The organism is Paraburkholderia sp. J8-2, from assembly GCF_905220195.1.
In the GTDB taxonomy this organism is placed as follows: Bacteria; Pseudomonadota; Gammaproteobacteria; order Burkholderiales; family Burkholderiaceae; genus Paraburkholderia.
This window is the reverse complement of sequence record NZ_CAJMZA010000030.1, coordinates 20,006-39,784: the sequence shown is the minus strand read 5'-3', so window position 1 is coordinate 39,784 and position 19,779 is coordinate 20,006. Positions and strand designations below refer to the sequence as shown.

Genomic DNA, 19,779 nt, shown 5'->3' with positions numbered 1-19,779 from the left:
ACCAGGGGGCTGCTGTTGTAAGTTCGACAGCTTGCTGATACGGGAACGTCCCGCAGGCCCTGAACGCCTGATATCCACAATCCAATGAATTCAATCTCCCTGGCGTTGTTCGACATGGACGACGTTCTCTGTCACTACGACAGATCGTTGCGGGTCCGCAGGTTGGCCGCGCTCTCCGGCCGAACCGAGCGAGAGGTTGCGAATGCGATCTGGGATTCCGGGCTCGAAGCAAAGGCCGACGCTGGCGCGGTGACCGATGCCGAATACCTGTTTGCGACGGGAAAACTGCTTGGGTGCGAGATCTCGGAGAAGGACTGGTTGAGCGCCCGCAAGGCAGCGATGTCGCCCAATTACGAGGTCTTGAAATTGGCAAAGGAAGCAGCGAATCGTTGTCAGATCGCCGTATTGACAAATAATCCGGAGATCGTGTCGTCAAACATCAAGTACCTTTGCCCGGAAATCGCCAGCGTATTTGGCAATCACGTGTACGCATCTGCATCGTTCTCGGCCGCAAAGCCGGACGTCGAGGTATTCCGTCGATGTCTCGAGAAGCTTCGTGCTTTGCCGCACGAAACGCTTTTCGTCGACGACCTTCCGGACAATATTGCAGGCGCCGGGCTAGCCGGTCTTAACGCTCATCACTTTACTGGTCATCGTTCACTTGCCGACGCTTTGGCACTTAGTGGGCTAATTTGCGCGGCATGAGGTCCAGCGGACCTCACTCACCTGGTTGCTCTGCCCGCAAACCAAGGGCGGCGATGACATCGGCGAAATCAGACGTAACAAGGGTGCCCACCTCACGGGCTACGGGTTCAGGGCCATCGACCTCGCAGCGATACGTGATCCGGGTGCCGCGTTCGGTCGGCGATAGCTCGTGACGAACGCGAACCACCACGCCAGCGTCGGGTACTTCAGTGATATCCTCGAAACCCTTGTCAGCCTCAACCCACCCGAAGCGGAACGGCAACCTCGTCAAGTCTGGCAAGACCATCACCGCAGTTGTGCCAGCCTGGAACGGTCCGTGCATTTCGATACTAAGGACACCTTTGTTCCACTCCGACCACTTCTCCGGTTCCGCCAGGACGCCAAAAACCTTTGCTGGTGTCGCTGTACATTCACCCGTGACCTCGACTGACCACATGCCAGCTCCGTTCAAAGAATAATATGTGCGCATATTATTCTTTGAAAAGATACGCCGTCAACATTGCAATGGCCAGGATTGCGAAATGAAAGTTCCCGCCGGCCGAGTCCGATACCGCGCATTGGCAATCCGCCGTCGTGGCCGCGGCGCGTTATACCGTTGTGCAAGTAACCATCAACCTTGCACAAACAGTCAGAAATAACTGGACTGGCCGCTGTCGGCAGTGAGGCAGGAATCATACAACCGGCGAATCGATAGGCACGTGCTGCAGTTCACCGTCGCAAATGGTTCGGTCGCTTGCTTGATGCGGAGCGGACATCTGAGTCTCTGGGCGACGGCGCTGGTGAATGACGCCTCCTGGTCGCATCGCGCGCCGACCTCATGCGTCGATCGCGTGTGCCTTTGTAGAGATTTGTACAGATTTGTACAACGTCTAAAGTCAGATGAAATGCAACCGTAATCCAGAATGAATGTCTGCACGGCCGTACGGCATTTTGCGGCCCACCAAACACAATTCGTCAAAGGATTCTGTGATGTCCATGTCCTCAGTGAACGGTTCGACTTCTGCTTACGACGCGTATTCCAGCTTCGCGCAAAAGCAGTCAGCTTCGTCGGACTCCCCCGATCGTGCCACGCTCAACAGCTTTTCGACCCAGAAAACGGTCACGGCCATCAATACGAGCACCGGCGCGGCTGAAACGCAGACACTGCGCGCGACGCCGCTCGCGGTTGCATGGGCGCCCCAGATGTTCGTGCAGGGCGACAAGAACAACGACGATGCCCTGTCGCTCGACGAATTCCAGGCTCAACTTTCGCGCGCCGGCGTAGGGGCCGACGACGCAAAGCAGCTTTTTAGCAGCTTCGACACGTCCGATGACGGTCAGGTATCGCTTACCGAGTTCGTGACGGGCGTGAGCAAGAGCATTTCGAGCGGAAGCCAGGTGTTCAACGATCTTCTGGATTCCTATACACGCGATGCAGACGGCAATCTGGATCAAACCAAAGCCGATAATTTCCTGAGTGCCGGCCTGAGCCTGGCCGAAACGTTCTGGAAAAATCTCGGCTAGCCACAAAAACGCGCCGGCCGCATACCAACCCGGATCGCGCCGCAATAGACATTGCGATGCCGTTCGAGCCGGCGCAGCCTTAAATGCAACCGTAAAATCATTGCCGACTAACGACGATCGCGCCTTGTTGTGCTTCAATGCAGATTCAAGCGCTTGTCAACGTCGGTAACTGGGCGAACGCGGGCCGACGGCGACGCACCACGCCGACCCGATAAGGCCGCACGGGTAGTTGCGGCCTCAAGGGCGATGGGAGCGACTTCAGATTTTCAGCCGGGAGACCTTGGTGCCGGACAGCGACACATCGCCCATCAGCCCGGCGTTTGTCATCACAATGGCTTGAACCGGTGCGCTAGCCGTTGTCGTATCGATCTGGCCGTTTGCTCCAACCTTCAGCAGCGCAACCGATCCTTCGCCACCGACTGACCAGCCTTTCGAGTTGCGGAAGCTGTTAAGCGAATCATGGGTCATGAAAAGGAAGATGACAGCCTTGGATTGCGCACCTGCCTGCAAGCCGAATGAGCCCGCCGCGGTGCTGTAGTAGCCAACCGTTTTCCCGCCCACCCGCAAAGCGCCTTGACCGTATTCTCCCCCGGCGACGAACCCAGCCTTGATCACAGCCGGGAAGACAAGTACGCCATCCGCCTTGGCGACAAGTTCCTTTGAGCCTTTGACTGTCTCGTACAGCCTCGACAGTGTCGCGTTGACCTTCGCGTCGATTTCGTGACGCTTCGCTGCATTGGACTCTGCGGCAACGGCCTCAGTCATTGCCGCCGGGAATCGGGGCAGCGACAGTCCCGCAATGGCTAGCGTTGCAGCACCGGTCTTCAGAACAGAACGTCTGCGCATCATCACCTCCAACAAGGGTTACGGTCGAATTCGCTGCCTCCGGCAATCATCCGGCGTGGTGCAAGCAATCCATGCGTTGGCTATGTCGAGAGCATGACATGGTGGAACCTGCTCGTCATTTTTGGTCGGGAATCGAGTCACGCGAAGCTCGCTGGTTGACCGGCGGCTAGCGACCTGCGCCGAACAGAACGGTCTTGTCACGGATTTCGGCGAACGACGGCTTCGGGTCGAGCGCAACGACCATGGATCGAGCTGGAACATTCAATTCTATTCGCTTCACAACGTTCGGCAACCCTCCCGTTGTTTCGAACGCAACACCCGCCTCGGTCGCCCTGCAGGCTTGCTCCGGATATGCAACGATAGCCGTGCAACTCGCACTTGTCTGAAGACTCAGGACAACCCAACGGGGAGGGAAGATGAGAGAAAACGCCGAGACGCTATTCGTCGCTTCCGAGGACATGGCAACAGCGCTGAATCTACTGGAGAGCATTGAGATTGAGGTCGGTTTCGATAGCGATGACCCTGAGAGCATCGAGCAGGCGATCCTCGCCGTCGAGGAGGCGATCGATACTCGCCTGAAGGGCTATCGCGGCGACGCTCGTGTTGAATCGGCGATCCTTCGCGTCAAGTTCGACTTTAGGTGCGCAATCCTCGATCAAGCCGCGTCCGATGACGCCGATGGGGAGGCCGTCAGCAGCGTCCAGACCCTGCATTGATCGTTTCGAGCCGATGTCGCGTTTGCGGGAAGGCGAATGGGTCATGTCGACCCCGCCCTGATGCCGGTGCTCGGCTGGGTCGTCGGCCAACCCGCATTCGCGCCACGGGGGGATCATCTTGTTCACGTGATTGCGAGCGCCATCCTGACAAATCCGTCGAGCGACGATGTCAAGAAGGCGACGTAGCAGAGTGCGCCTGGTGGTATCGAGGAGGGGGGCGCCTGTTGACAAAGGCGGTGAGACGTTGAAGCGGCTGAGCTGTCGTGCTACCCGGCGACCGCAATGGCCAACGCCTCAATCCTGGTCCAAACGAATCCGGTGAACGCCATTCGCAAGAATTGCCGAAGCCTCTCGCACGGTCCTCTCGACGACCTCCTGGGCAGTCGGGATATCCTGAATCAACCCGGCGCTTTCGCCTGCAATTACGGCGGCGATGTCGAAATCCCCAGCCTCGCGGGCGTTCGCGTATTTCGCTGACTCCTCGTCGAGGTGACGCAGCAGCTCAATCTCCCGGCCATACCAGCGATCCAGATGCCCATTGCGGAGGCACCGGCCGGTGAACGGAGCGGGCCAAACGTTGCGACGGGAAACGTCGAATACGATGCTTCGCAAGGTGTCGTCGCCAGTCGCGGCGAGAATTCTGGCTTTCGCAGCATCTTTTCCTGCGGACTCCCGGGTTGCATAGAAGCGCGTACCCATCAGCACGCCTGACGCGCCAAGCGCTAGCGCGGCCGCGAGGCCCCGCCCGTCAGCAATGCCACCTGCAGCTACAACGGGAATCGTCGTGCCAAGCGCGTCGACGATTTCCGGCACGAGCGAAAACAGCCCACGCGAGGCTCCGTGACCACCGCCTTCCGTGCCCTGTGCAACGAGGATGTCCGCGCCCGCGGCGAATGCCTCCTTTGCATAGGCCAACGACTGAACCTGGCAGATGAGGATGGAGCCGGCTCCCTTGATCTTTGCCGCAAAGGGCGCCGGGTCCCCGAAGGAGAGCACGACCGCCAAGGGCTTGTGTTCCAGGGCAAGCTCAAGCAGATGCGGACTTTTCGCGAGGCTCCACGTAATGAAGCCAACACCGAAGCGCGTCCCGATGTGCCGTAGCGACTCCAGTTCCCGGCGTAGCCACACCTCATCTCCATACGCGCCGCCCAGAATCCCCAGCCCGCCGGCAGCGCTGACCGCCGCGGTTAGACGCGCGTTGGCAACGAGGTCCATTGGCGCCAGCAGAACGGGGTGTCGAATTCCCAGACGTTCTGTCACTGCGGTGGCGATTGACATATAGCACCCCACATCGATGAGGAAGCGGCTCCTGTCAATGGTGGAACATCGAAGCTTCAAGCGTCAAGGTCAGGCGACTAGCCGGCGCTACCCACTCGTTAGCCGTCCAGACACGCGCGCAACGTCCGCGCGAGACTGGCCGCTTCACCCGGATCGGCGATGTTTGCAAAGCCCATCACAAGGCCGCGCGGCGAGCGCCGCGTGCGGCCGTTCGCGTACCAGATCGAAAGCGGCAGTACGGCCAGTCCTGCTTCGCGGGCGCGCGCAGCAACGGCGACGTCGTCGACCGGGCCATCAGGGCCTTCGGCGAACTGCGCCGCGAACTGGATTCCCCCTGGCGGCAATTCGACGATCAGCCGTTCGCCGAATGCCCGCTCCAGTGCGCGCACGATCAGCACGCGCCGCTCGGCGTATAGCGCACGCATGCGCTTCAGATGCCGTGCAAAATGCCCCTGCTCGATGAAGTCCGCCAAAGCGGCCTGCAACAACGTTGGCGAACCAGCGTTCATGCTGCGAGCCACGCGCCCGACACGCTCGACGGCCCGCTCCGGCACCACCGCGTAGGCCAGCCGCAAGCCGGGAAACATCACCTTGCTGAATGTGCCGCAATAGATCACATGATCGTGCCGGTCGAGGCTCTTCAAAGCCGGCAACGGCCGGCCCAGATAGCGGAACTCACTGTCGTAGTCGTCTTCGACGATCCAGCTAGATGCCTGCTCAGCCCAGTCCAGCAGCGCCATACGACGGGCGAGCGACAACGTGTGTCCGAGCGGGCTCTGGTGCGACGGCGTGACCAGCGCGAAGCGCGCCTGCGCGGCCAGTTGTGTGCCGCGCTCGACGTCGATCCCTTCGTCATCGACCGGCACCGCGACAAGCTGTACGCCGGTTTCGGCCAGAAAACCGCGCGCGAGAAGATAGCCTGGGTCTTCGTACCAGACGCTGTCATTCGGGCGGGCGAGACTGCGCAACACGAGTTCGAGCGTTGCACGGTAGCCGCTGGTGACGAACACCTGGTCCGGCAGGCAGGTTACGCCGCGCGACAGCCCGAGATACGTGGCGATGTGTTCGCGCAGCGGCCGGTAGCCGGCTGGATCCGGGTACGCGAGCATCGCGCGCTCGCCGCTGCGAGCGCGATGCGCAACGAGCCGGTTCCAAGCCTTGACCGGAAACGCGTCGAGCGCGGGCAGCCCCGGTTGCAACGGCCGGGGCTCTCCACTCATCGCGGCCGCAATGGCAAGCTGGCGCGGCGGAGGTTGAACGCCGCGCGATTCGCCTGATGTTTGAGGTGTGATGGCGCGCTTGATACTTTGCGTCCCGTTCGAATCCTTCGCGCCTTGCGCACGCGAGCGCGTTATCGATGGCGGCAGCGAGGGCGATACGAACGTGCCGGCCGCACCACGCATCTGGAGGTAGCCCTCGTCGACCAGGATCGTATAGGCCAGCTCGACCGTGCCGCGCGCCGTGTTCAGCTGCGTGGCGAGGCTGCGCAGCGCGGGCACGCGATCACCTGGACGCAGATGCCCTGCGGCGATCGCGGTTCTGAAGCGCGCGCAGATCTGCTGGTAGACCGGCAACTGCAGTTGCCGATCGATGTCGACGGTGAATGCGGTGGGCGGCGCGGTCATGAAGGTTTGCCGACGAGCGGAGCGGAATCGGGATGTCCTGGTCCAATCGCCATTTCTTGGCACTTTTCGGTAGTTCATGATCTTCCCACAATAGCCTCACGCGATGCGATGGCGGCGTGTCCTTCACGCGATTCGACACCCGCCAGCCGCTCTTTCGCGTGTCGACTGACTCTCATCTGGAGAATGTGTCATGAAGATCGTCGTAATCGGTGGTTCCGGCCTGATCGGCTCGCGTGTCGTCACGCTGCTTCGCGAGGCGGGTCACGAAGCGCTCGCTGCGTCGCCGCGTAGCGGCGTGAACGCCGTGACGGGCGAGGGCTTGAGCAACGCGCTGGCAGGCGCGGACGTCGTCGTGGATGTGGCGAATGCGCCTTCGTGGGAGCCTCAGGCGGTGCTCGACTTCTTCCGTACCGCGACGCGCAACCTCGGCAAAGCCGAAGTGGCCGCAGGGGTACGCCATCACGTCGCGCTTTCCATCGTCGGCTGCGACCGCACACCGGAGAACGCGTATTTCGTCGCCAAGGTCGCGCAGGAAGAGGGGGTTGAAGCGGCGGGCGTGCCCTACACGATCGTGCGCGCGACCCAGTTCATGGAATTCATCGGCGCCATTGCGGATTTCGGCACCGAAGGCGGGACGGTGCGTGTTGGCGACGGACTGTTTCAGCCGATAGCCGCGGATGACGTCGCGGCGGCCCTCGCGCAGGTCGCGCTTGCCGCGCCGCTGAACGGCACGGTCGATATCGCGGGCCCGGACCGTGAGCCGTTCGCCGGGATCGTCAGACGCTATTTGAAGTCGGTTGGCGACCCGCGCCCAGTGATGACGGATCAGGATGCGCTGTATTACGGCGGTCGCGTCGAGGAGCAGTCGCTAGTCCCGCTCGGCGACGCGCGAATTGGCCGTCTGAGTCTGGACCAGTGGCTGGCGCATAACCAGGGTTGATTTCGGGGCGATACAAAACCTGAATCAACATGTTCGCAACTGCCTTGGCCGGGACCGTCGAATCGACAGGCGTCGAAGCCAGGAGAATAAGCTTTGGGTGAAGCATGAGCACATCAAGAAAAGTTGTCGTCGTGACCGGCGCCTCACAAGGCATAGGCGCTGAAGTCGTCAAGGCGTTTCGCAAGCTTGACTATCGCATTGTCGCGACCGCACGCTCGATCAAGCCGTCGCACGACCCCGACATTTTGAGCGTCACGGGCGATATCGGTGACCCGGCAACCGCCCAACGCGTGATTTCCGAGGGCATCGCCCGGTTTGGACGGATCGACACGCTGGTCAACAACGCTGGCATATACATCGGCAAACCGTTCACCGAACACACTGCCGAAGACTACGCTGCGGTGATGAACGTGAATATGGCGGGCTTCTATCACATTACACAACTCGCCATTGCTGAAATGGAGAGGCATTCTGGCGGCCATGTGGTCAGCGTGACCGCCAGCGTCGTCGATGCAGCGCACAGCGGCGTGTATTCGGTGCTGGCAGCGCTGACGAAAGGCGGTCTGAACGCGGCCACAAAGTCGCTGGCGATCGAGTATGCGAAGAAAGGGATACGCGTGAACGCAGTCGCACCGGGGATCATCAAGTCGCCGATGCACGCACCGCAAACCCATGAGGCACTGGGCGCCTTTCATCCACTGGGGCGCATGGGCGAGATGAGCGATATCGCCGATGCAATTCTCTTCCTTGATCGTGCACCGTTCATCACGGGCGAAATTCTGCACGTCGACGGCGGCCAGAGCGCAGGCCACTGAAGTCTACGGGCTCGCAAGCCGGTGCCGCCTTTCGATACGGTCTGCTGATCAATTGTCGTGACGCCGCCAAAGTCAGCCCAGTTCGCTCTCGCTCTCCGCGCGCAGCACTTCGACGAAAGTCTGCTGGACGGCCGTGCCGAGCCAGTCGGTGCGCACCGTATAGCCGACCTCGCGGCTTGCTCCCGGCAACGCCAGGTCCAGCGCGACCAACTCGCGCCCCGGGTAAGCGTCGCGAATCTGCGCGCGCGAGAGCAGCGTCAGGCAATCGCTTTCCATGAGCATGGCCAGCATCATGGCGAGCGAACTCGTTTCGAGCACCGGAGGCGGCTTGACCGGCAACTGCGCAAAGATCGAATCGATCACCGCGCGGCGCGGTACGTTGTGCTGCGGCATGACCCAGTCGTGGTCGGCGAGATCGGCCAGGGCAACGGTCTTGCGCCGCGCCAGCCGGTGCCCCTTGCGCACGGCTACCACATAGGGGTCCGCAAAGAGCTCCGTTTCCTGTACCGACCCCGCGAGGCGGGGCTCGCGCAGCCCGCCCACGATAATGTCGATCCCGCCGCCGCGCAGTTCGCGCAGCAATTGTGCGTGGGAGCTTTCTTCGACCGTGACGCGTGCGGCGGGGTAACGCTCGCGCAGCCTCTGGATGGCCCGTGCAACGAGGCGCGGCGGCAACAACGGCAAGACGCCAATCGCGACCTTGCCGGTCAGTTGCCCGCGGGCGTACGCCAGTTCGTCCACCGCCTGTGCGACTTCATAGAGCGCAAGGCTCAAACAGCGGGCGAACTCGATGCCCGCGGGATTCGCCGACACGCTATGCACGCGCCGCCGGTAAAGCGCCACGCCGACGTTCTGCTCGATTTGCCGCGCGGCCCGATGCACCGCGGGCTGCGAGATCCCCAGTGACAGCGCGGCCTCGGCTGCCGAACCCGCTTCGGCGATCGCGATGTGGCAGCGGACCTGCGCGTCGGTCAGGCGGCGGCAGATCTTTGCTGCGTTCGCCTGCGGCTCATCGGTCAGGTTCATCACGGCGCGCTCCATCTGATCGAGCATGCGGCGCACGCGCCGCTGCACGATGAGGCCCTCGCCGGTCAACTCGCTGCCGCCGAAGCCGCGTTCGAACAGTTGACCGCCAAAGCTTGTCTCGAGCTTGTTGATCGCCATGCTGACCGCCGGCTGGGTGCGTCCCGCGCGCACTGCAGCCTGTCCGATTCCACCGGCTTCGCACACCGCATCGAACAGAAAAAGACGCCTTAAACGCGCCAGATCATCGTCCGATGATGCCTGTCCGTCCGCCCCCATCGCGCCTCCCGATACACCAATCCAAAACCCTTAGCTTAACGCAAATTTATGAGCTGGGCCTTACTTCCAATTGAGGTCTCGGACCCGATCGCGATTACAGTTACGTTCAATTCAGCAGGGCATTTCCAGTCAGGAGCACTTCATGTCCGTCGTCATCGACACGCACACGCACGCAATTTCCCCGGATAAACAACGCTATCCGCTCGCGCCGGTCGGCGGCCACCAGTCCGAGTGGTCGGCGAAGCGCCCAGTCAGCTTTGAAGGTCTGCTCGCATCGATGGACGAAGCGGGCATCGACCGCGCCGTGGTGGTGCAAGCGTCGACGGTCTACGGCAACGACAATAGTTATGTGGTCGAGGCGGTGCGCAGCCATCCGGACCGTTTCGCCGGCGTATTTTCGATCGACGTGCTGGCGAGCGACGCCGTCGCCCAGATGCAGCGCTGGCTCGACGCGGGTCTCTCCGGTCTGCGTCTTTTCACGACCGGCAGCACGATGCCGGGGCAGGCGGGGTGGCTGGACGACGAGCGCTCGTTCCCGGTTTGGGACTACGCGCAGCGTCACAACGTGTCGATTTGCCTGCAAATGACCGCGCAAGGCATTCCGGCGCTGCTGAACATGCTCGCGCGCTTTCCGGACATCCGCGTGCTGCTCGACCACCTCGCGCGCCCCGAACTCGCCGGGGGCCCGCCCTATGAAGCCGCCGCGCCCCTCTTCAGCCTCGCCTCGCATCACGGCGTGTACCTGAAGCTCACGAACCGCACGATCGCCGAAGCGGGCCGTGGCGCCTCCACGCCGGCCGCGTTTTTCCCGCGCGTGCTCGACGCATTCGGTGCGAACCGCATTGCGTGGGGTTCGAATTTTCCGGCTGCGGAAGGCGCGCTGCCGGAGCTGCTCGCCCAAGCTCGCGAGAGCCTCTCCATGCTGCCCGCCGACGCGCAGGAGGCGATTTTCGGCGGCACGGCGCGAACCGTCTATCCGGCGCTCGCCGCCTGATTCGCCGATTTCGTTTGCAACAGGAATACCCGATCGTGAGCACTCCAACGCAACCGCTGGTCTTGAAGGCCGCGCTGAAAACCTATCCGCATACGCGAGCGCTGAAAGCGGGCGAATTGACCGATCCGGCGGTCGACCTTCGTTTCGAGGACGTCGAGCCCATTCACCGCGCGTTCGCACCGATGGCGCGCCGCCAGGTGTTCGATGTCAGCGAATTGGCCATCGTCACCTATCTTCAGGCGAAAGCGTACGGCAAACCGGTTGTGCTGCTGCCCGCCGTGGTGGCCGCGCGTTTCCAGCAAAGCTGCCTCATTTACGATGCGCAGCGGGCCAAACCGGACATCGCCCGACTCGCAGGGAAGCGCATCGGTGTGCGTACCTATGCGCAGACCACGGGCATGTGGGTGCGCGCCATTCTCGGTGAAAGGTACGGCGTGCCGCTCGAGAAGATCGAATGGGTGACAATCGAGGGCGGGCATCTGGAAGAGTATGCTGATCCCGCCTTTGTGCGCCGCGCCGAAGCGGGCAAGCAGTTGTTGCCGATGCTTCGTGCGGGCGAGATCGACGCAGCGATCCTCGGCAACGATCTGCCGGAAGGACCGGAATTCAAGCCGCTGATCGACAACGCGGCGGCAGCCGACCTCGAGTGGTACGGGCGTCACCGCTATGTGCCGATCAATCACGTGGTCGTGGTGACGCGTGCGCTGGCGGAGTCGAACCCGCAAGCCGTTCGTGCGGTGTACGACCTGCTCAAGCGCGGCAAGGAATCGGTCGCCGCGGAAAACGCCGGGAAAGCCGACAAGCTGCTGTTCGGCTATGACGCACTGCGCGGGCCGCTCGAAGAAACCCTTGGGTTTTGCGAGCAGCAGGGGCTGCTGCCGCGCAAGCTGACCGTCGATGAATTATTTGCCGACAGTCTGGCCATTCTGGGCGACGCCGCGTACTAATGCGCCATTCGTCCGCTTCACGAGTTTTGAGCGAATCTGAATTCGCCGCAGTCTGTCAAGGAGACACCATGAGCCTGCCGGGCAAATCCACCGCCGCGAAAACGGGGGAATCCAGGGAACGTCGTCCGTTCTATCTCGACCTGTCGTTCCAGGTGCTGGCCGGTATGGCGCTGGGTGTGGCCACGGGGTACTTCTTCCCGAAGTTCGGCATCAATCTGCAACCCGTAGGCGACGCCTTTATCCGCATCATCCAGATGCTGATCGGCCCGATCATTTTCTGTACCGTATGCAGCGGCATTGCGGGCGTGAATGACTTCAAGAAGGTCGGCCGTGTTGCGATCAAGGCGCTCTTCTACTTCGAAGTGGTGACCTCGCTCGCACTGGTGCTGGGCCTCGTGGTCGTCAATGTGCTCAAGCCCGGCGTGGGCATGAATGTGGACTTGCACGGCATTCACTCGGCCGCTGTCGATACCTACGTTGCCAAGGCGCATCACGTCGTCACGACCAGCGAATTTCTGCTCAACGTGATTCCGCATACGGCGATCAGCGCGTTCGCCGGTGGCGACGTGCTGCAGGTGCTGTTCTTCTCGGTGCTGTTCGCGTTCGGGCTGGCCGCAATCGGCGAACGTGCGCAGCCCGCGCTGAATCTGATCGAGTCGGTGTCGGGCGCGCTCTTCTGGATCATCGGGCTGACGATGAAGATCGCGCCGCTCGCCGCGTTCGGTGCGATCGCATTCACGGTCAGCAAATTCGGATTCGGCACGCTGATCTCGCTCGGCAAACTCGTGCTCGAGTTCTATCTGACCTGTGCGCTGTTCATTCTGCTCATTCTCTGGCCGATCGCGAAGGTCAATGGCTTCAGCCTGCTGCGGCTGATGCGCTATATCGGCGCGGAGCTGCTGCTCGTGATCGGTACGAGTTCGTCGGAAACCGTGTTCCCGCAACTGATCGACAAGCTCGAACGCCTGGGCTGCGAGAAGTCGGTGGTCGGTCTGGTTCTGCCGACGGCATACACGTTCAATCACGACGGCACGTGCCTGTATTTCGCCGCAGCGGCGGTGTTCCTCGCGCAGGCTACCAATACGCCGATGAGCTGGCACGATCAGCTCGTCCTGCTCGCTGTGTTGCTGCTCACGTCGAAGGGGGCGGCAGGCGTGTCCGGTGCGGCCATTGCGGTGCTCGCAGCGACGCTTACCGCATCGAACACCATTCCGGTCGAATCCATCGCATTGATTCTCGGCATCCATAAGGCGCTTTCCAGCGGGTTTGTGTTCACCAACATCGTCGGCAATACCGTGGCGACTATCGTTGTCGCGAACTGGGAAAAAGCGCTGGACCGCGTCGCACTGCGCCGGGAACTGAAAACAGGCTTCAAACCCGTTGTCGCCTCGTCGGGACGCCTCAATCAGACCAGCAGCGGTCACGCGGGCAATTAGCCGCATGTGAGCGCGTGCGCTGGCGGAACCGGCGACCCGATCCCGCCAGCGCGAAGTCACCGTCACGAAGGGTTGAAGGCAGGTTATGTAGTTAGTTATACGAATCGTATGGGAGATCTCGCGTATCTCATGCGATGCAAAAAAATCACAATCTTGGAGACATACGATGAAAATAGCCGCGTGGAGAAGCGTTGGGGTTGGACTGTCACTGGCCGCCGGCGCGGTGCCCGCTTATGCACAGAGCAGTGTCCAGATTTATGGCACGGCAGACGGCGGCGTGCGTTACCAGACGAACGCGGTAAAGGGCGGTGGCACGGTGGTGACCATGAATTCGAACGGCTACTACAGTTCGAACAAACTGGGATTCCTGGGCACGGAAGACCTGGGTGACGGGTGGAATGCTCACTTCCGGCTGGAAAGCGGCTTCAACCTTGGCAATGGACAACTGGACAACACGACTAACACCTTGTTCAATCGCCAGTCCTATGTTGGCATCGGAAACAGAAAATACGGGTCGATCGACCTCGGGCGCCAGTACACGATTTCGCACGACATCATCAGCATTTACGACCCGTTCGGCTTTCACTACACGCCGATCCTGCCGCTGACCCAGGCGTCGGACGGCACGCGCAACAACAACGCCATCAAGTACAAGAACGACTTCGGGCCGCTGTTGTTCGAGGTAGACAATTCGTTTGGCGGCGTGGCGGGAAATTTCGCCAGCGGCGCAACGCGCTCGGTCGGCATGAGTTATAGCGCGGGCCCGGTTAGCGTGGGCGGCGTGTACGGACATCGCAGCATTCTGACCGGCACGGCTTATGTTCCGGACAGCTACTACATGGGCGGCGTGGCCTACAGCATCGGTCCGGTTCGGGTGTCGGGCGGCTTCATGTCCGAGGACCTGCAAAACCCCGCCGCACCGCACCAGGTGACAAACAACGCGTTCGGCGGTCTGTCCTGGACGATCTTGCCGAACCTGATTTTCGATGGCGGCTACTACCAGACCACCGTGTCGACCGACAAGGCGAGCCGCCGCGGCATTTCGATCATTTCGCTCGCCTATTTGCTCTCCAAGCGCACGACGCTTTACAGCGCAATCGACTACACGTCGTACAAGCACGCGGTGGTCAGCACGTTGAACCCGGCCGGCGCGTCGAGCCAGACCGCCGTGACCGTTGGCCTGGACGTGCTGTTCTAGCCGCAGTGACACAGCAGGGCGCGTGTAAGACACGCACGCGCCGAATTTCCCAGGAACCCATCATGATCATCGACATCCACGGCCACTACACGACCGCGCCCAAAGCGCTGGAAGCCTGGCGCAACAGGCAGATCGCGGCTATCGGTCAATCGTCGCGCGGCCCGAGTCCCTCCGAGCTGCATATCAGCGACGACGAACTGCGCGACTCGATCGAAACCAACCAGTTGCGGCTGATGCGCGAACGCGGGCTCGATCTCACCGTGTTCAGCCCGCGCGCGAGCTTCATGGCGCATCACGTCGGCGACTTCGAGGTGTCGAGCACCTGGGCGGCGATCTGCAACGAGTTGTGCTATCGCGTGAGCGAGTTGTTTCCGCGGCATTTCATTCCAGCCGCGATGTTGCCGCAAAGTCCCGGTGTGGATACGGCGACATGCATTCCCGAACTCGTGAAATGTGTCGAGCAATACGGCAACGTCGCGATCAACTTGAACCCCGATCCTTCCGGCGGGCACTGGACGAGCCCGCCGCTCTCCGACCGCTACTGGTACCCCATCTACGAGAAGATGGTCGAGTACGACATTCCGGCCATGATTCACGTGAGCACGAGCTGCAACGCGTGTTTTCACACCACCGGTGCGCACTATCTCAACGCGGATACGACGGCATTCATGCAATGCCTGACGTCGGACCTGTTTCACGACTTTCCCACGCTGCGTTTCATCATTCCGCATGGCGGCGGTGCGGTGCCGTATCACTGGGGCCGTTTTCGCGGCCTCGCGCAGGAAATGAAAAAGCCGCCGCTGGAAGCGCATCTGCTCAACAACGTGTTTTTCGATACCTGTGTCTATCACCAGCCCGGAATCAATTTGCTAACCGAAGTGATTCCCGTCGACAACATCCTGTTCGCGAGTGAAATGATCGGTGCCGTGCGCGGCATCGACCCATACACGCAGCACTATTTCGACGACACGAAACGCTATATCGAAGCCGCCGACATGACACCCGATCAGCGCTTCAAGATTTACGAAGGCAATGCACGCCGTGTCTATCCGCGGCTGGACGCCGCTCTCACTGCCCAAGGACGTTGACCATGTATGAACCCGGAGTGGTGTATCGCAACATCACGCGTGCGGACAGCCGTGCCGCCGAGGCGCTTGGCGCGCTCGGCAGCGCCACGGTGCACGAAGCGATGGGCCGCAGCGGCCTGCTCAAGCCTTATATGCGGCCGATTTATCCCGGCGCGAGCGCGTCGGGCACCGCCGTCACCGTGCTGCTGCATCCCGGCGACAACTGGATGCTGCATGTGGCCGCCGAACAGATTCGGCCTGGCGACATCGTGGTGGCCGCGCTGAGTGCCGATTGTACGGACGGCTATTTTGGCGATCTGCTCGCCACCAGTTTCAAGGCGCGTGGCGCGCGCGGACTCGTCATCGATGCGGGCGTGCGCGATGTCAACGTGCTGACCGACATGCGCTTCCCGGTGTGGAGCCGTGCGATCTCGTCGAAAGGCACGATCAAGGCCACGCTGGGTTCGGTCAATGTGCCGGTGGTTTGCGCGGGCGCGCTGGTCACGCCCGGCGATGTCGTCGTGGCGGATCACGACGGCGTGGTCGTGGTGCCGCAAGCCATGGCGGCGCAAACGCTCGAGAACGCAAGCAGGCGCGAGGCGAACGAAGGTCAGAAGCGCGCTCTGCTCGCCTCCGGTGTACTGGGACTCGACCTATACCAGATGCGCGAGCCGCTGGAAAAACTGGGGCTGCGCTACATCGACTGACCCGCACGGCCAGCAGGCGCATCAGATCCGCCGTGACGAACAAGAAAAAGGAAGCAGGAACATGACTGGCCGACGCAAGTTTCTGAAAGAGGCAATCGTTACGGGCACGGCTGCCGTGCTGGCAAAGCCTGGCGCCAGCGCTGCGCAGTCCGCGGCAGACAAGGCCCCGGCGGTGGAGCGCCCGCACGCTGCGCTGGCCGCGGCCGAGACACTGGCGCCTTCGCTCGACGAAGCGCCCGCCGCCGATTCCGCGCACATCGGCAATCCGGGCTCGGATTTCATGGTGGATTTGCTGCGCATCGCCGGTATCGACTATGTGGCGGCCATGCCGGGATCGACCTTTCGCGGCATCCACGAGTCGATCGTCAACTACGCGGGCGACACGCATCCGCAATTGATCGTGTGTACGCACGAGGAGGCGTCCGCGGCGATCGCGCATGGTTACGCGAAAGTCGCGGGCAAGCCCATGGCGTGCCTCGTCCATAGCACGGTCGGGTTGCAGCACGCCTCGATGGCGATCTACAACGCGTGGTGCGATCGTGTGCCCATGATGGTGCTCGCGGGCAATATTGCCGACGCCACGAAGCGCCGCCCTGGCGTGGAGTGGTATCACACGGCGCAGGACCTTGGCGCGCTCGTGCGTGACTATACGAAGTGGGACGATTACCCCGTGTCGCTCCAGCACTACGCCGAGTCGTTCATGCGCGCTTACACGATGTCCGTCACGCCGCCGATGGAGCCCGTGTTGATCGTCGCCGATACCGAACTCCAGGAGCAGCCCATTGCCGATCCGCGCGATATGCGCGTACCGCCGCTGCGCGAAGCCACGCCACCCGTTGGCAGCCCGGATGCGCTCGCGGCGGCCGCGTCGCTCCTGTGCGGCGCGAAAGCGCCGGTCATCGTGGCCGATCGGGCGGTCAGAACGCAGGACGCGATGGACACGCTCGTCCAGATCGCCCAGGCGCTGAACGCACCCGTGATCGATCTGCTCGGGCGCATGAATTTCCCGACCAACCACTACCTCAATCATTCGTCGCATCAGGCGCGGCTGCTCGCTCAGGCGGACGTCATTCTTGCGCTGGAAGTCGCCGATGTCTGGGGATTGACGGCAACGGTGCCCGACACCATTAGCCGCCCCTCGAAGCCGCGCACGAAGGGCGACACCCAGGTCATCAGCATTTCCACGGCCTACCTGTACGGCAAGTCGAACATGCAGGACGCAGAGCGCTATTTCGCGGCCACGTTACCCATAGCCGGTGACGCGCAAGCGTCGTTGCCCGGATTGTTGCGCGCCGTCCTCGCTGCGATGACACCGGCGCAACGCAGCGCCGCCGCCGCACGCGAACAGCCACTGAAACTGGCGTTTGAAAAGATGCGCAATGATGCACGCGAGGCCGCGACGCGCGCATGGGATGGCAGCCCCATCAGCACCGCCCGGCTGTGTCAGGAGGTGTGGAATGTGATCTGGCATGAGGACTGGGCAATGGTCTCGCCGCCCAACCCGATCAGCATGTGGCCGCAACGGCTATGGGATTTCACGAAGACCTGGCAGTTCATCGGTTCCGGCGGCGGCTACGGCGTTGGCTATGGCGCACCCGCCGCCGTCGGCGCAGCGCTCGCGCATCGCGACGCTGGCCGTATCGCGGTCAATATCCAGACCGACGGCGATTTGATGGTGCTGCCGGGTGCCCTCTGGACGGCAGCGCATCATCGCCTTCCGTTGCTCACCGTGATGCACAACAATCGCGCCTGGCATCAGGAGACCATGCATATCCAGCGCATGGCGAGCCGCCGCGACAGGCATCCGGAAAGAGGGACCATCGGCACCGTGCTTCACGATCCGCCAATCGACTACGCCGCAATGGCGCGAAGCATGGGCATGTGGGCCGAGGGCCCGATATCGGAGCCCGCCGATCTCGGACCGGCACTCGCACGCGCGATGGAACAGGTCAAAAGCGGCAAGCCTGCACTCGTCGATGTGCTGACTCAACCCAGATAACCGAGGTGCCGATGAAAGTGCATGACCGTTCAACCGTGCGCGCGGCAATGACACTTGCAGCAGCGATTGGCTGCGCATGGCCGATTGCGTCGCGCGCCGATGCGAATGCCGAAATCGAGGCCGGGCGCGCGCTATACATGCAGAAGGGCTGCTACGAATGCCACGGCATGTTCGGGCAAGGCAGTATCACGACCGGACCTGCGCTGGCGCCGCATCCGATACCGCTGTCGGCCATGCAGGCTTATGTGCGCAATCCCAAAGGCCAGATGCCGGTCTTCAGCGCAAAGATTCTCTCCGATGACGATATTGCACGCATTCACGCGTATCTCGCGTCGGTGCCGCAGAATCCGCCTGCCGACAGCATTGCGTTATTGAGCAACGGAGCGTCTTTAGGAAGCCACCCCATCAGCGAAGCATCGGTTGCCAAGCCGTCTGAGCGAGGCCCATCGATCTATGCAGCGAATTGTGCCGCGTGCCATGGCCAGAGCGGAGAGGGCGGAATCGGTCCTGCGCTGATCGGCATTTCGAGCCGCTTTCAAATATCGGATATCGAAGCGCGTATTCGGGAACCAACCGGCATCATGCCCAGATTGTTTCCCGCGCCTCTCAATGCTGGAGATGTGCGGGAGGTCGCACGTTATGTGGCGTCCTTGAAGGGCTCGCAATAAGGTGCCCCGTATCGGGAATATGCGCGATCGGTCAGCACGTGGAACTGACCGTGTTTCCCACCGTTCGCGCATCGTGACCGCATTCACGATGCACATTAATTCGACATGCGAATTTTGTGCACAGATCAATCTATGACGACCCGGCGCGAAAACGTCTGCATTCTACGAATTTCGTTCAGCACCCAGATCGCACGGGACGAGAGCGGCCACTCGGCACGATGGATCAGCCACAAGGTATCGACGACTGGCGCGCCACATTCGATCACGCGAATGGCGCGTGCCTGTGCGAACGCTTCACGCGCGTGCCGGGGAATCACCGTAAATCCCAGTCCGCGCGCAACAGGCTCGAGGATCAGCGAGACCTGATTGCTGAACCCATGCTGCGGCAGGCTCAGCACACCCGGATTGGCGGGAAAGTGGCGGGCCAGGAGTCGTGTGGCCATGGCTTGTCCGTCCGGATGATCGATAAAGCCCAGCCGCTCGAGATCCGCCCAGCCTTTCACGTCCTCACCGGCGGGAACCACGAGTTCAAGCGGCTCCTCGGCGAAGGGTTCGGCGGCAAGGCGTGCGTCGTCGGGCCGGAGCGTGACGAGGCCGAGTTCGTATCGCTTGTCGAGCACCGCTGCGCGCGTTTCGGGATCGGGCGCGAACCGATGGCGGATCACGAGGCCCGGATGAGCCCGCTGCAAATCGAGCAGCAACGGATAAAGCGCCAGTCCCACGCTGCCCGGCGTGATGAGGCTGACTTCGCCGCTGTCGACCGAGGCGTCGGACAGCCGCGCCTGCAGACGCTTATGTGACGCTTCGACCTCGTTGTAGTAGTCGAGCAGCGCGGCCCCGGCCGGCATCAGTTCGAACTGGCGACCGCGCCGGATCAGCAGCGGTCCCAATTGTGCCTCGAGGTGCTGCACGTGCTGGCTGACGGCTGCCTGCGTCAGTCCCAGCTGGTTGGCGGCGCGCGTGAAGCCGCCCAGTTCCGCCACGCAAGCGAACGAGCGCAGCCATTGGGGGTTGAGCATAACGAATTCTTATC

The 19,779-nt window shown here is 62.0% G+C and carries 20 protein-coding genes; 14 read left to right on the top strand and 6 right to left on the bottom strand.

Features of this window, described 5'->3' with window-relative positions; translation table 11 throughout:
• Window positions 1-84: 84 nt before the first annotated feature.
• A complete protein-coding gene (locus U5A52_RS35500; protein ID WP_415774098.1) occupies window positions 85-705 on the top strand; it encodes an HAD family hydrolase in 621 nt (206 codons plus the stop codon).
• 13 nt (window positions 706-718) lie between these two features.
• Here U5A52_RS35500 and U5A52_RS35495 read toward each other — a convergent pair whose 3' ends face one another.
• The gene (locus tag U5A52_RS35495; protein ID WP_321916204.1) at window positions 719-1,141 is read right to left on the bottom strand and encodes an SRPBCC family protein; all 423 of its coding nucleotides are present in this window, start codon (window positions 1,139-1,141) and stop codon (window positions 719-721) included.
• Between the two features lie 533 nt (window positions 1,142-1,674).
• On the opposite strand from U5A52_RS35495, the gene U5A52_RS35490 reads away from it, so the two are divergent.
• Complete coding sequence (locus U5A52_RS35490; protein WP_321938650.1) at window positions 1,675-2,208, top strand: EF-hand domain-containing protein; 534 nt, start codon at window positions 1,675-1,677, stop codon at window positions 2,206-2,208.
• Between the two features lie 258 nt (window positions 2,209-2,466).
• Here the strand turns inward: U5A52_RS35490 and U5A52_RS35485 are convergent, their stop codons facing one another.
• Complete coding sequence (locus tag U5A52_RS35485; protein WP_321938649.1) at window positions 2,467-3,057, bottom strand: YSC84-related protein; 591 nt, start codon at window positions 3,055-3,057, stop codon at window positions 2,467-2,469.
• A gap of 413 nt (window positions 3,058-3,470) precedes the next feature.
• On the opposite strand from U5A52_RS35485, the gene U5A52_RS35480 reads away from it, so the two are divergent.
• Together U5A52_RS35480 and U5A52_RS35475 are read left to right on the top strand one after the other, a co-directional pair.
• Window positions 3,471-3,770, top strand: coding sequence for a hypothetical protein (locus U5A52_RS35480; protein ID WP_321916206.1), 300 nt, complete (start codon window positions 3,471-3,473; stop codon window positions 3,768-3,770).
• 36 nt (window positions 3,771-3,806) lie between these two features.
• Entirely contained in the window at window positions 3,807-3,956 is a 150-nt protein-coding gene (locus U5A52_RS35475; protein ID WP_321916207.1) for a hypothetical protein, read from the top strand.
• A 108-nt stretch (window positions 3,957-4,064) separates the two neighbouring features.
• On the opposite strand, the gene U5A52_RS35470 is transcribed toward U5A52_RS35475, so the two are convergent.
• Complete coding sequence (locus U5A52_RS35470; RefSeq protein ID WP_321916208.1) at window positions 4,065-5,048, bottom strand: nitronate monooxygenase; 984 nt, start codon at window positions 5,046-5,048, stop codon at window positions 4,065-4,067.
• 98 nt (window positions 5,049-5,146) lie between these two features.
• Window positions 5,147-6,673, bottom strand: coding sequence for a PLP-dependent aminotransferase family protein (locus U5A52_RS35465; RefSeq protein WP_321938648.1), 1,527 nt, complete (start codon window positions 6,671-6,673; stop codon window positions 5,147-5,149).
• 190 nt (window positions 6,674-6,863) lie between these two features.
• Between U5A52_RS35465 and U5A52_RS35460 the strand changes: the two genes are divergently transcribed.
• A complete protein-coding gene (locus U5A52_RS35460; RefSeq protein WP_321916210.1) occupies window positions 6,864-7,613 on the top strand; it encodes an SDR family oxidoreductase in 750 nt (249 codons plus the stop codon).
• Between the two features lie 104 nt (window positions 7,614-7,717).
• Entirely contained in the window at window positions 7,718-8,428 is a 711-nt protein-coding gene (locus U5A52_RS35455) for an SDR family oxidoreductase (protein ID WP_321938646.1), read from the top strand.
• Between the two features lie 72 nt (window positions 8,429-8,500).
• Here the strand turns inward: U5A52_RS35455 and U5A52_RS35450 are convergent, their stop codons facing one another.
• Window positions 8,501-9,730, bottom strand: a complete 1,230-nt coding sequence (locus U5A52_RS35450; RefSeq protein ID WP_321938644.1) for a LysR family transcriptional regulator — start codon at window positions 9,728-9,730, stop codon at window positions 8,501-8,503.
• A 142-nt stretch (window positions 9,731-9,872) separates the two neighbouring features.
• Here U5A52_RS35450 and U5A52_RS35445 point away from each other — a divergent pair, with 142 nt between their 5' ends.
• The 8 genes from U5A52_RS35445 (at window position 9,873) to U5A52_RS35410 (ending at window position 18,746) form a co-directional block, all read left to right on the top strand.
• A complete protein-coding gene (locus tag U5A52_RS35445) occupies window positions 9,873-10,724 on the top strand; it encodes an amidohydrolase family protein (protein ID WP_321916213.1) in 852 nt (283 codons plus the stop codon).
• 35 nt (window positions 10,725-10,759) lie between these two features.
• Window positions 10,760-11,671 (top strand): hypothetical protein, encoded by a 912-nt coding sequence (locus tag U5A52_RS35440; protein WP_321938642.1) that lies wholly within the window; start codon window positions 10,760-10,762, stop codon window positions 11,669-11,671.
• A 68-nt stretch (window positions 11,672-11,739) separates the two neighbouring features.
• Window positions 11,740-13,107 carry a C4-dicarboxylate transporter DctA gene (gene dctA / locus U5A52_RS35435; protein ID WP_321916215.1) on the top strand — a complete coding sequence of 456 codons (1,368 nt, stop codon included), beginning with the start codon at window positions 11,740-11,742 and terminating at the stop codon, window positions 13,105-13,107.
• 166 nt (window positions 13,108-13,273) lie between these two features.
• A complete protein-coding gene (locus U5A52_RS35430; protein ID WP_321916216.1) occupies window positions 13,274-14,305 on the top strand; it encodes a porin in 1,032 nt (343 codons plus the stop codon).
• Window positions 14,306-14,367: 62 nt separating this feature from the next.
• Window positions 14,368-15,393: an amidohydrolase family protein gene (locus U5A52_RS35425; RefSeq protein WP_321916217.1), complete on the top strand. Its 1,026-nt coding sequence runs from the start codon at window positions 14,368-14,370 to the stop codon at window positions 15,391-15,393.
• Between the two features lie 2 nt (window positions 15,394-15,395).
• A complete protein-coding gene (ligK, locus tag U5A52_RS35420; protein ID WP_321916218.1) occupies window positions 15,396-16,079 on the top strand; it encodes a 4-carboxy-4-hydroxy-2-oxoadipate aldolase/oxaloacetate decarboxylase in 684 nt (227 codons plus the stop codon).
• Between the two features lie 61 nt (window positions 16,080-16,140).
• Window positions 16,141-18,078, top strand: a complete 1,938-nt coding sequence (locus tag U5A52_RS35415; RefSeq protein ID WP_321938641.1) for a thiamine pyrophosphate-binding protein — start codon at window positions 16,141-16,143, stop codon at window positions 18,076-18,078.
• A gap of 11 nt (window positions 18,079-18,089) precedes the next feature.
• A complete protein-coding gene (locus tag U5A52_RS35410; RefSeq protein ID WP_321938640.1) occupies window positions 18,090-18,746 on the top strand; it encodes a cytochrome c in 657 nt (218 codons plus the stop codon).
• Window positions 18,747-18,871: 125 nt separating this feature from the next.
• On the opposite strand, the gene U5A52_RS35405 is transcribed toward U5A52_RS35410, so the two are convergent.
• Window positions 18,872-19,765, bottom strand: coding sequence for a LysR family transcriptional regulator (locus U5A52_RS35405; RefSeq protein WP_321938638.1), 894 nt, complete (start codon window positions 19,763-19,765; stop codon window positions 18,872-18,874).
• Window positions 19,766-19,779 lie beyond the last annotated feature (14 nt).

What these genes read in the sequence shown, in the direction of transcription:
- U5A52_RS35500 (WP_415774098.1), top strand. Translation starts at nt 85, where the DNA reads ATGAATTCAATCTCCCTGGCGTTGTTCGACATGGACGACGTTCTCTGT.
- U5A52_RS35495 (WP_321916204.1), bottom strand. Translation starts at nt 1,141, where the DNA reads ATGTGGTCAGTCGAGGTCACGGGTGAATGTACAGCGACACCAGCAAAG.
- U5A52_RS35490 (WP_321938650.1), top strand. Translation starts at nt 1,675, where the DNA reads ATGTCCATGTCCTCAGTGAACGGTTCGACTTCTGCTTACGACGCGTAT.
- U5A52_RS35485 (WP_321938649.1), bottom strand. Translation starts at nt 3,057, where the DNA reads ATGATGCGCAGACGTTCTGTTCTGAAGACCGGTGCTGCAACGCTAGCC.
- U5A52_RS35480 (WP_321916206.1), top strand. Translation starts at nt 3,471, where the DNA reads ATGAGAGAAAACGCCGAGACGCTATTCGTCGCTTCCGAGGACATGGCA.
- U5A52_RS35475 (WP_321916207.1), top strand. Translation starts at nt 3,807, where the DNA reads ATGGGTCATGTCGACCCCGCCCTGATGCCGGTGCTCGGCTGGGTCGTC.
- U5A52_RS35470 (WP_321916208.1), bottom strand. Translation starts at nt 5,048, where the DNA reads ATGTCAATCGCCACCGCAGTGACAGAACGTCTGGGAATTCGACACCCC.
- U5A52_RS35465 (WP_321938648.1), bottom strand. Translation starts at nt 6,673, where the DNA reads ATGACCGCGCCGCCCACCGCATTCACCGTCGACATCGATCGGCAACTG.
- U5A52_RS35460 (WP_321916210.1), top strand. Translation starts at nt 6,864, where the DNA reads ATGAAGATCGTCGTAATCGGTGGTTCCGGCCTGATCGGCTCGCGTGTC.
- U5A52_RS35455 (WP_321938646.1), top strand. Translation starts at nt 7,718, where the DNA reads ATGAGCACATCAAGAAAAGTTGTCGTCGTGACCGGCGCCTCACAAGGC.
- U5A52_RS35450 (WP_321938644.1), bottom strand. Translation starts at nt 9,730, where the DNA reads ATGGGGGCGGACGGACAGGCATCATCGGACGATGATCTGGCGCGTTTA.
- U5A52_RS35445 (WP_321916213.1), top strand. Translation starts at nt 9,873, where the DNA reads ATGTCCGTCGTCATCGACACGCACACGCACGCAATTTCCCCGGATAAA.
- dctA (WP_321916215.1), top strand. Translation starts at nt 11,740, where the DNA reads ATGAGCCTGCCGGGCAAATCCACCGCCGCGAAAACGGGGGAATCCAGG.
- U5A52_RS35430 (WP_321916216.1), top strand. Translation starts at nt 13,274, where the DNA reads ATGAAAATAGCCGCGTGGAGAAGCGTTGGGGTTGGACTGTCACTGGCC.
- U5A52_RS35425 (WP_321916217.1), top strand. Translation starts at nt 14,368, where the DNA reads ATGATCATCGACATCCACGGCCACTACACGACCGCGCCCAAAGCGCTG.
- ligK (WP_321916218.1), top strand. Translation starts at nt 15,396, where the DNA reads ATGTATGAACCCGGAGTGGTGTATCGCAACATCACGCGTGCGGACAGC.
- U5A52_RS35415 (WP_321938641.1), top strand. Translation starts at nt 16,141, where the DNA reads ATGACTGGCCGACGCAAGTTTCTGAAAGAGGCAATCGTTACGGGCACG.
- U5A52_RS35410 (WP_321938640.1), top strand. Translation starts at nt 18,090, where the DNA reads ATGAAAGTGCATGACCGTTCAACCGTGCGCGCGGCAATGACACTTGCA.
- U5A52_RS35405 (WP_321938638.1), bottom strand. Translation starts at nt 19,765, where the DNA reads ATGCTCAACCCCCAATGGCTGCGCTCGTTCGCTTGCGTGGCGGAACTG.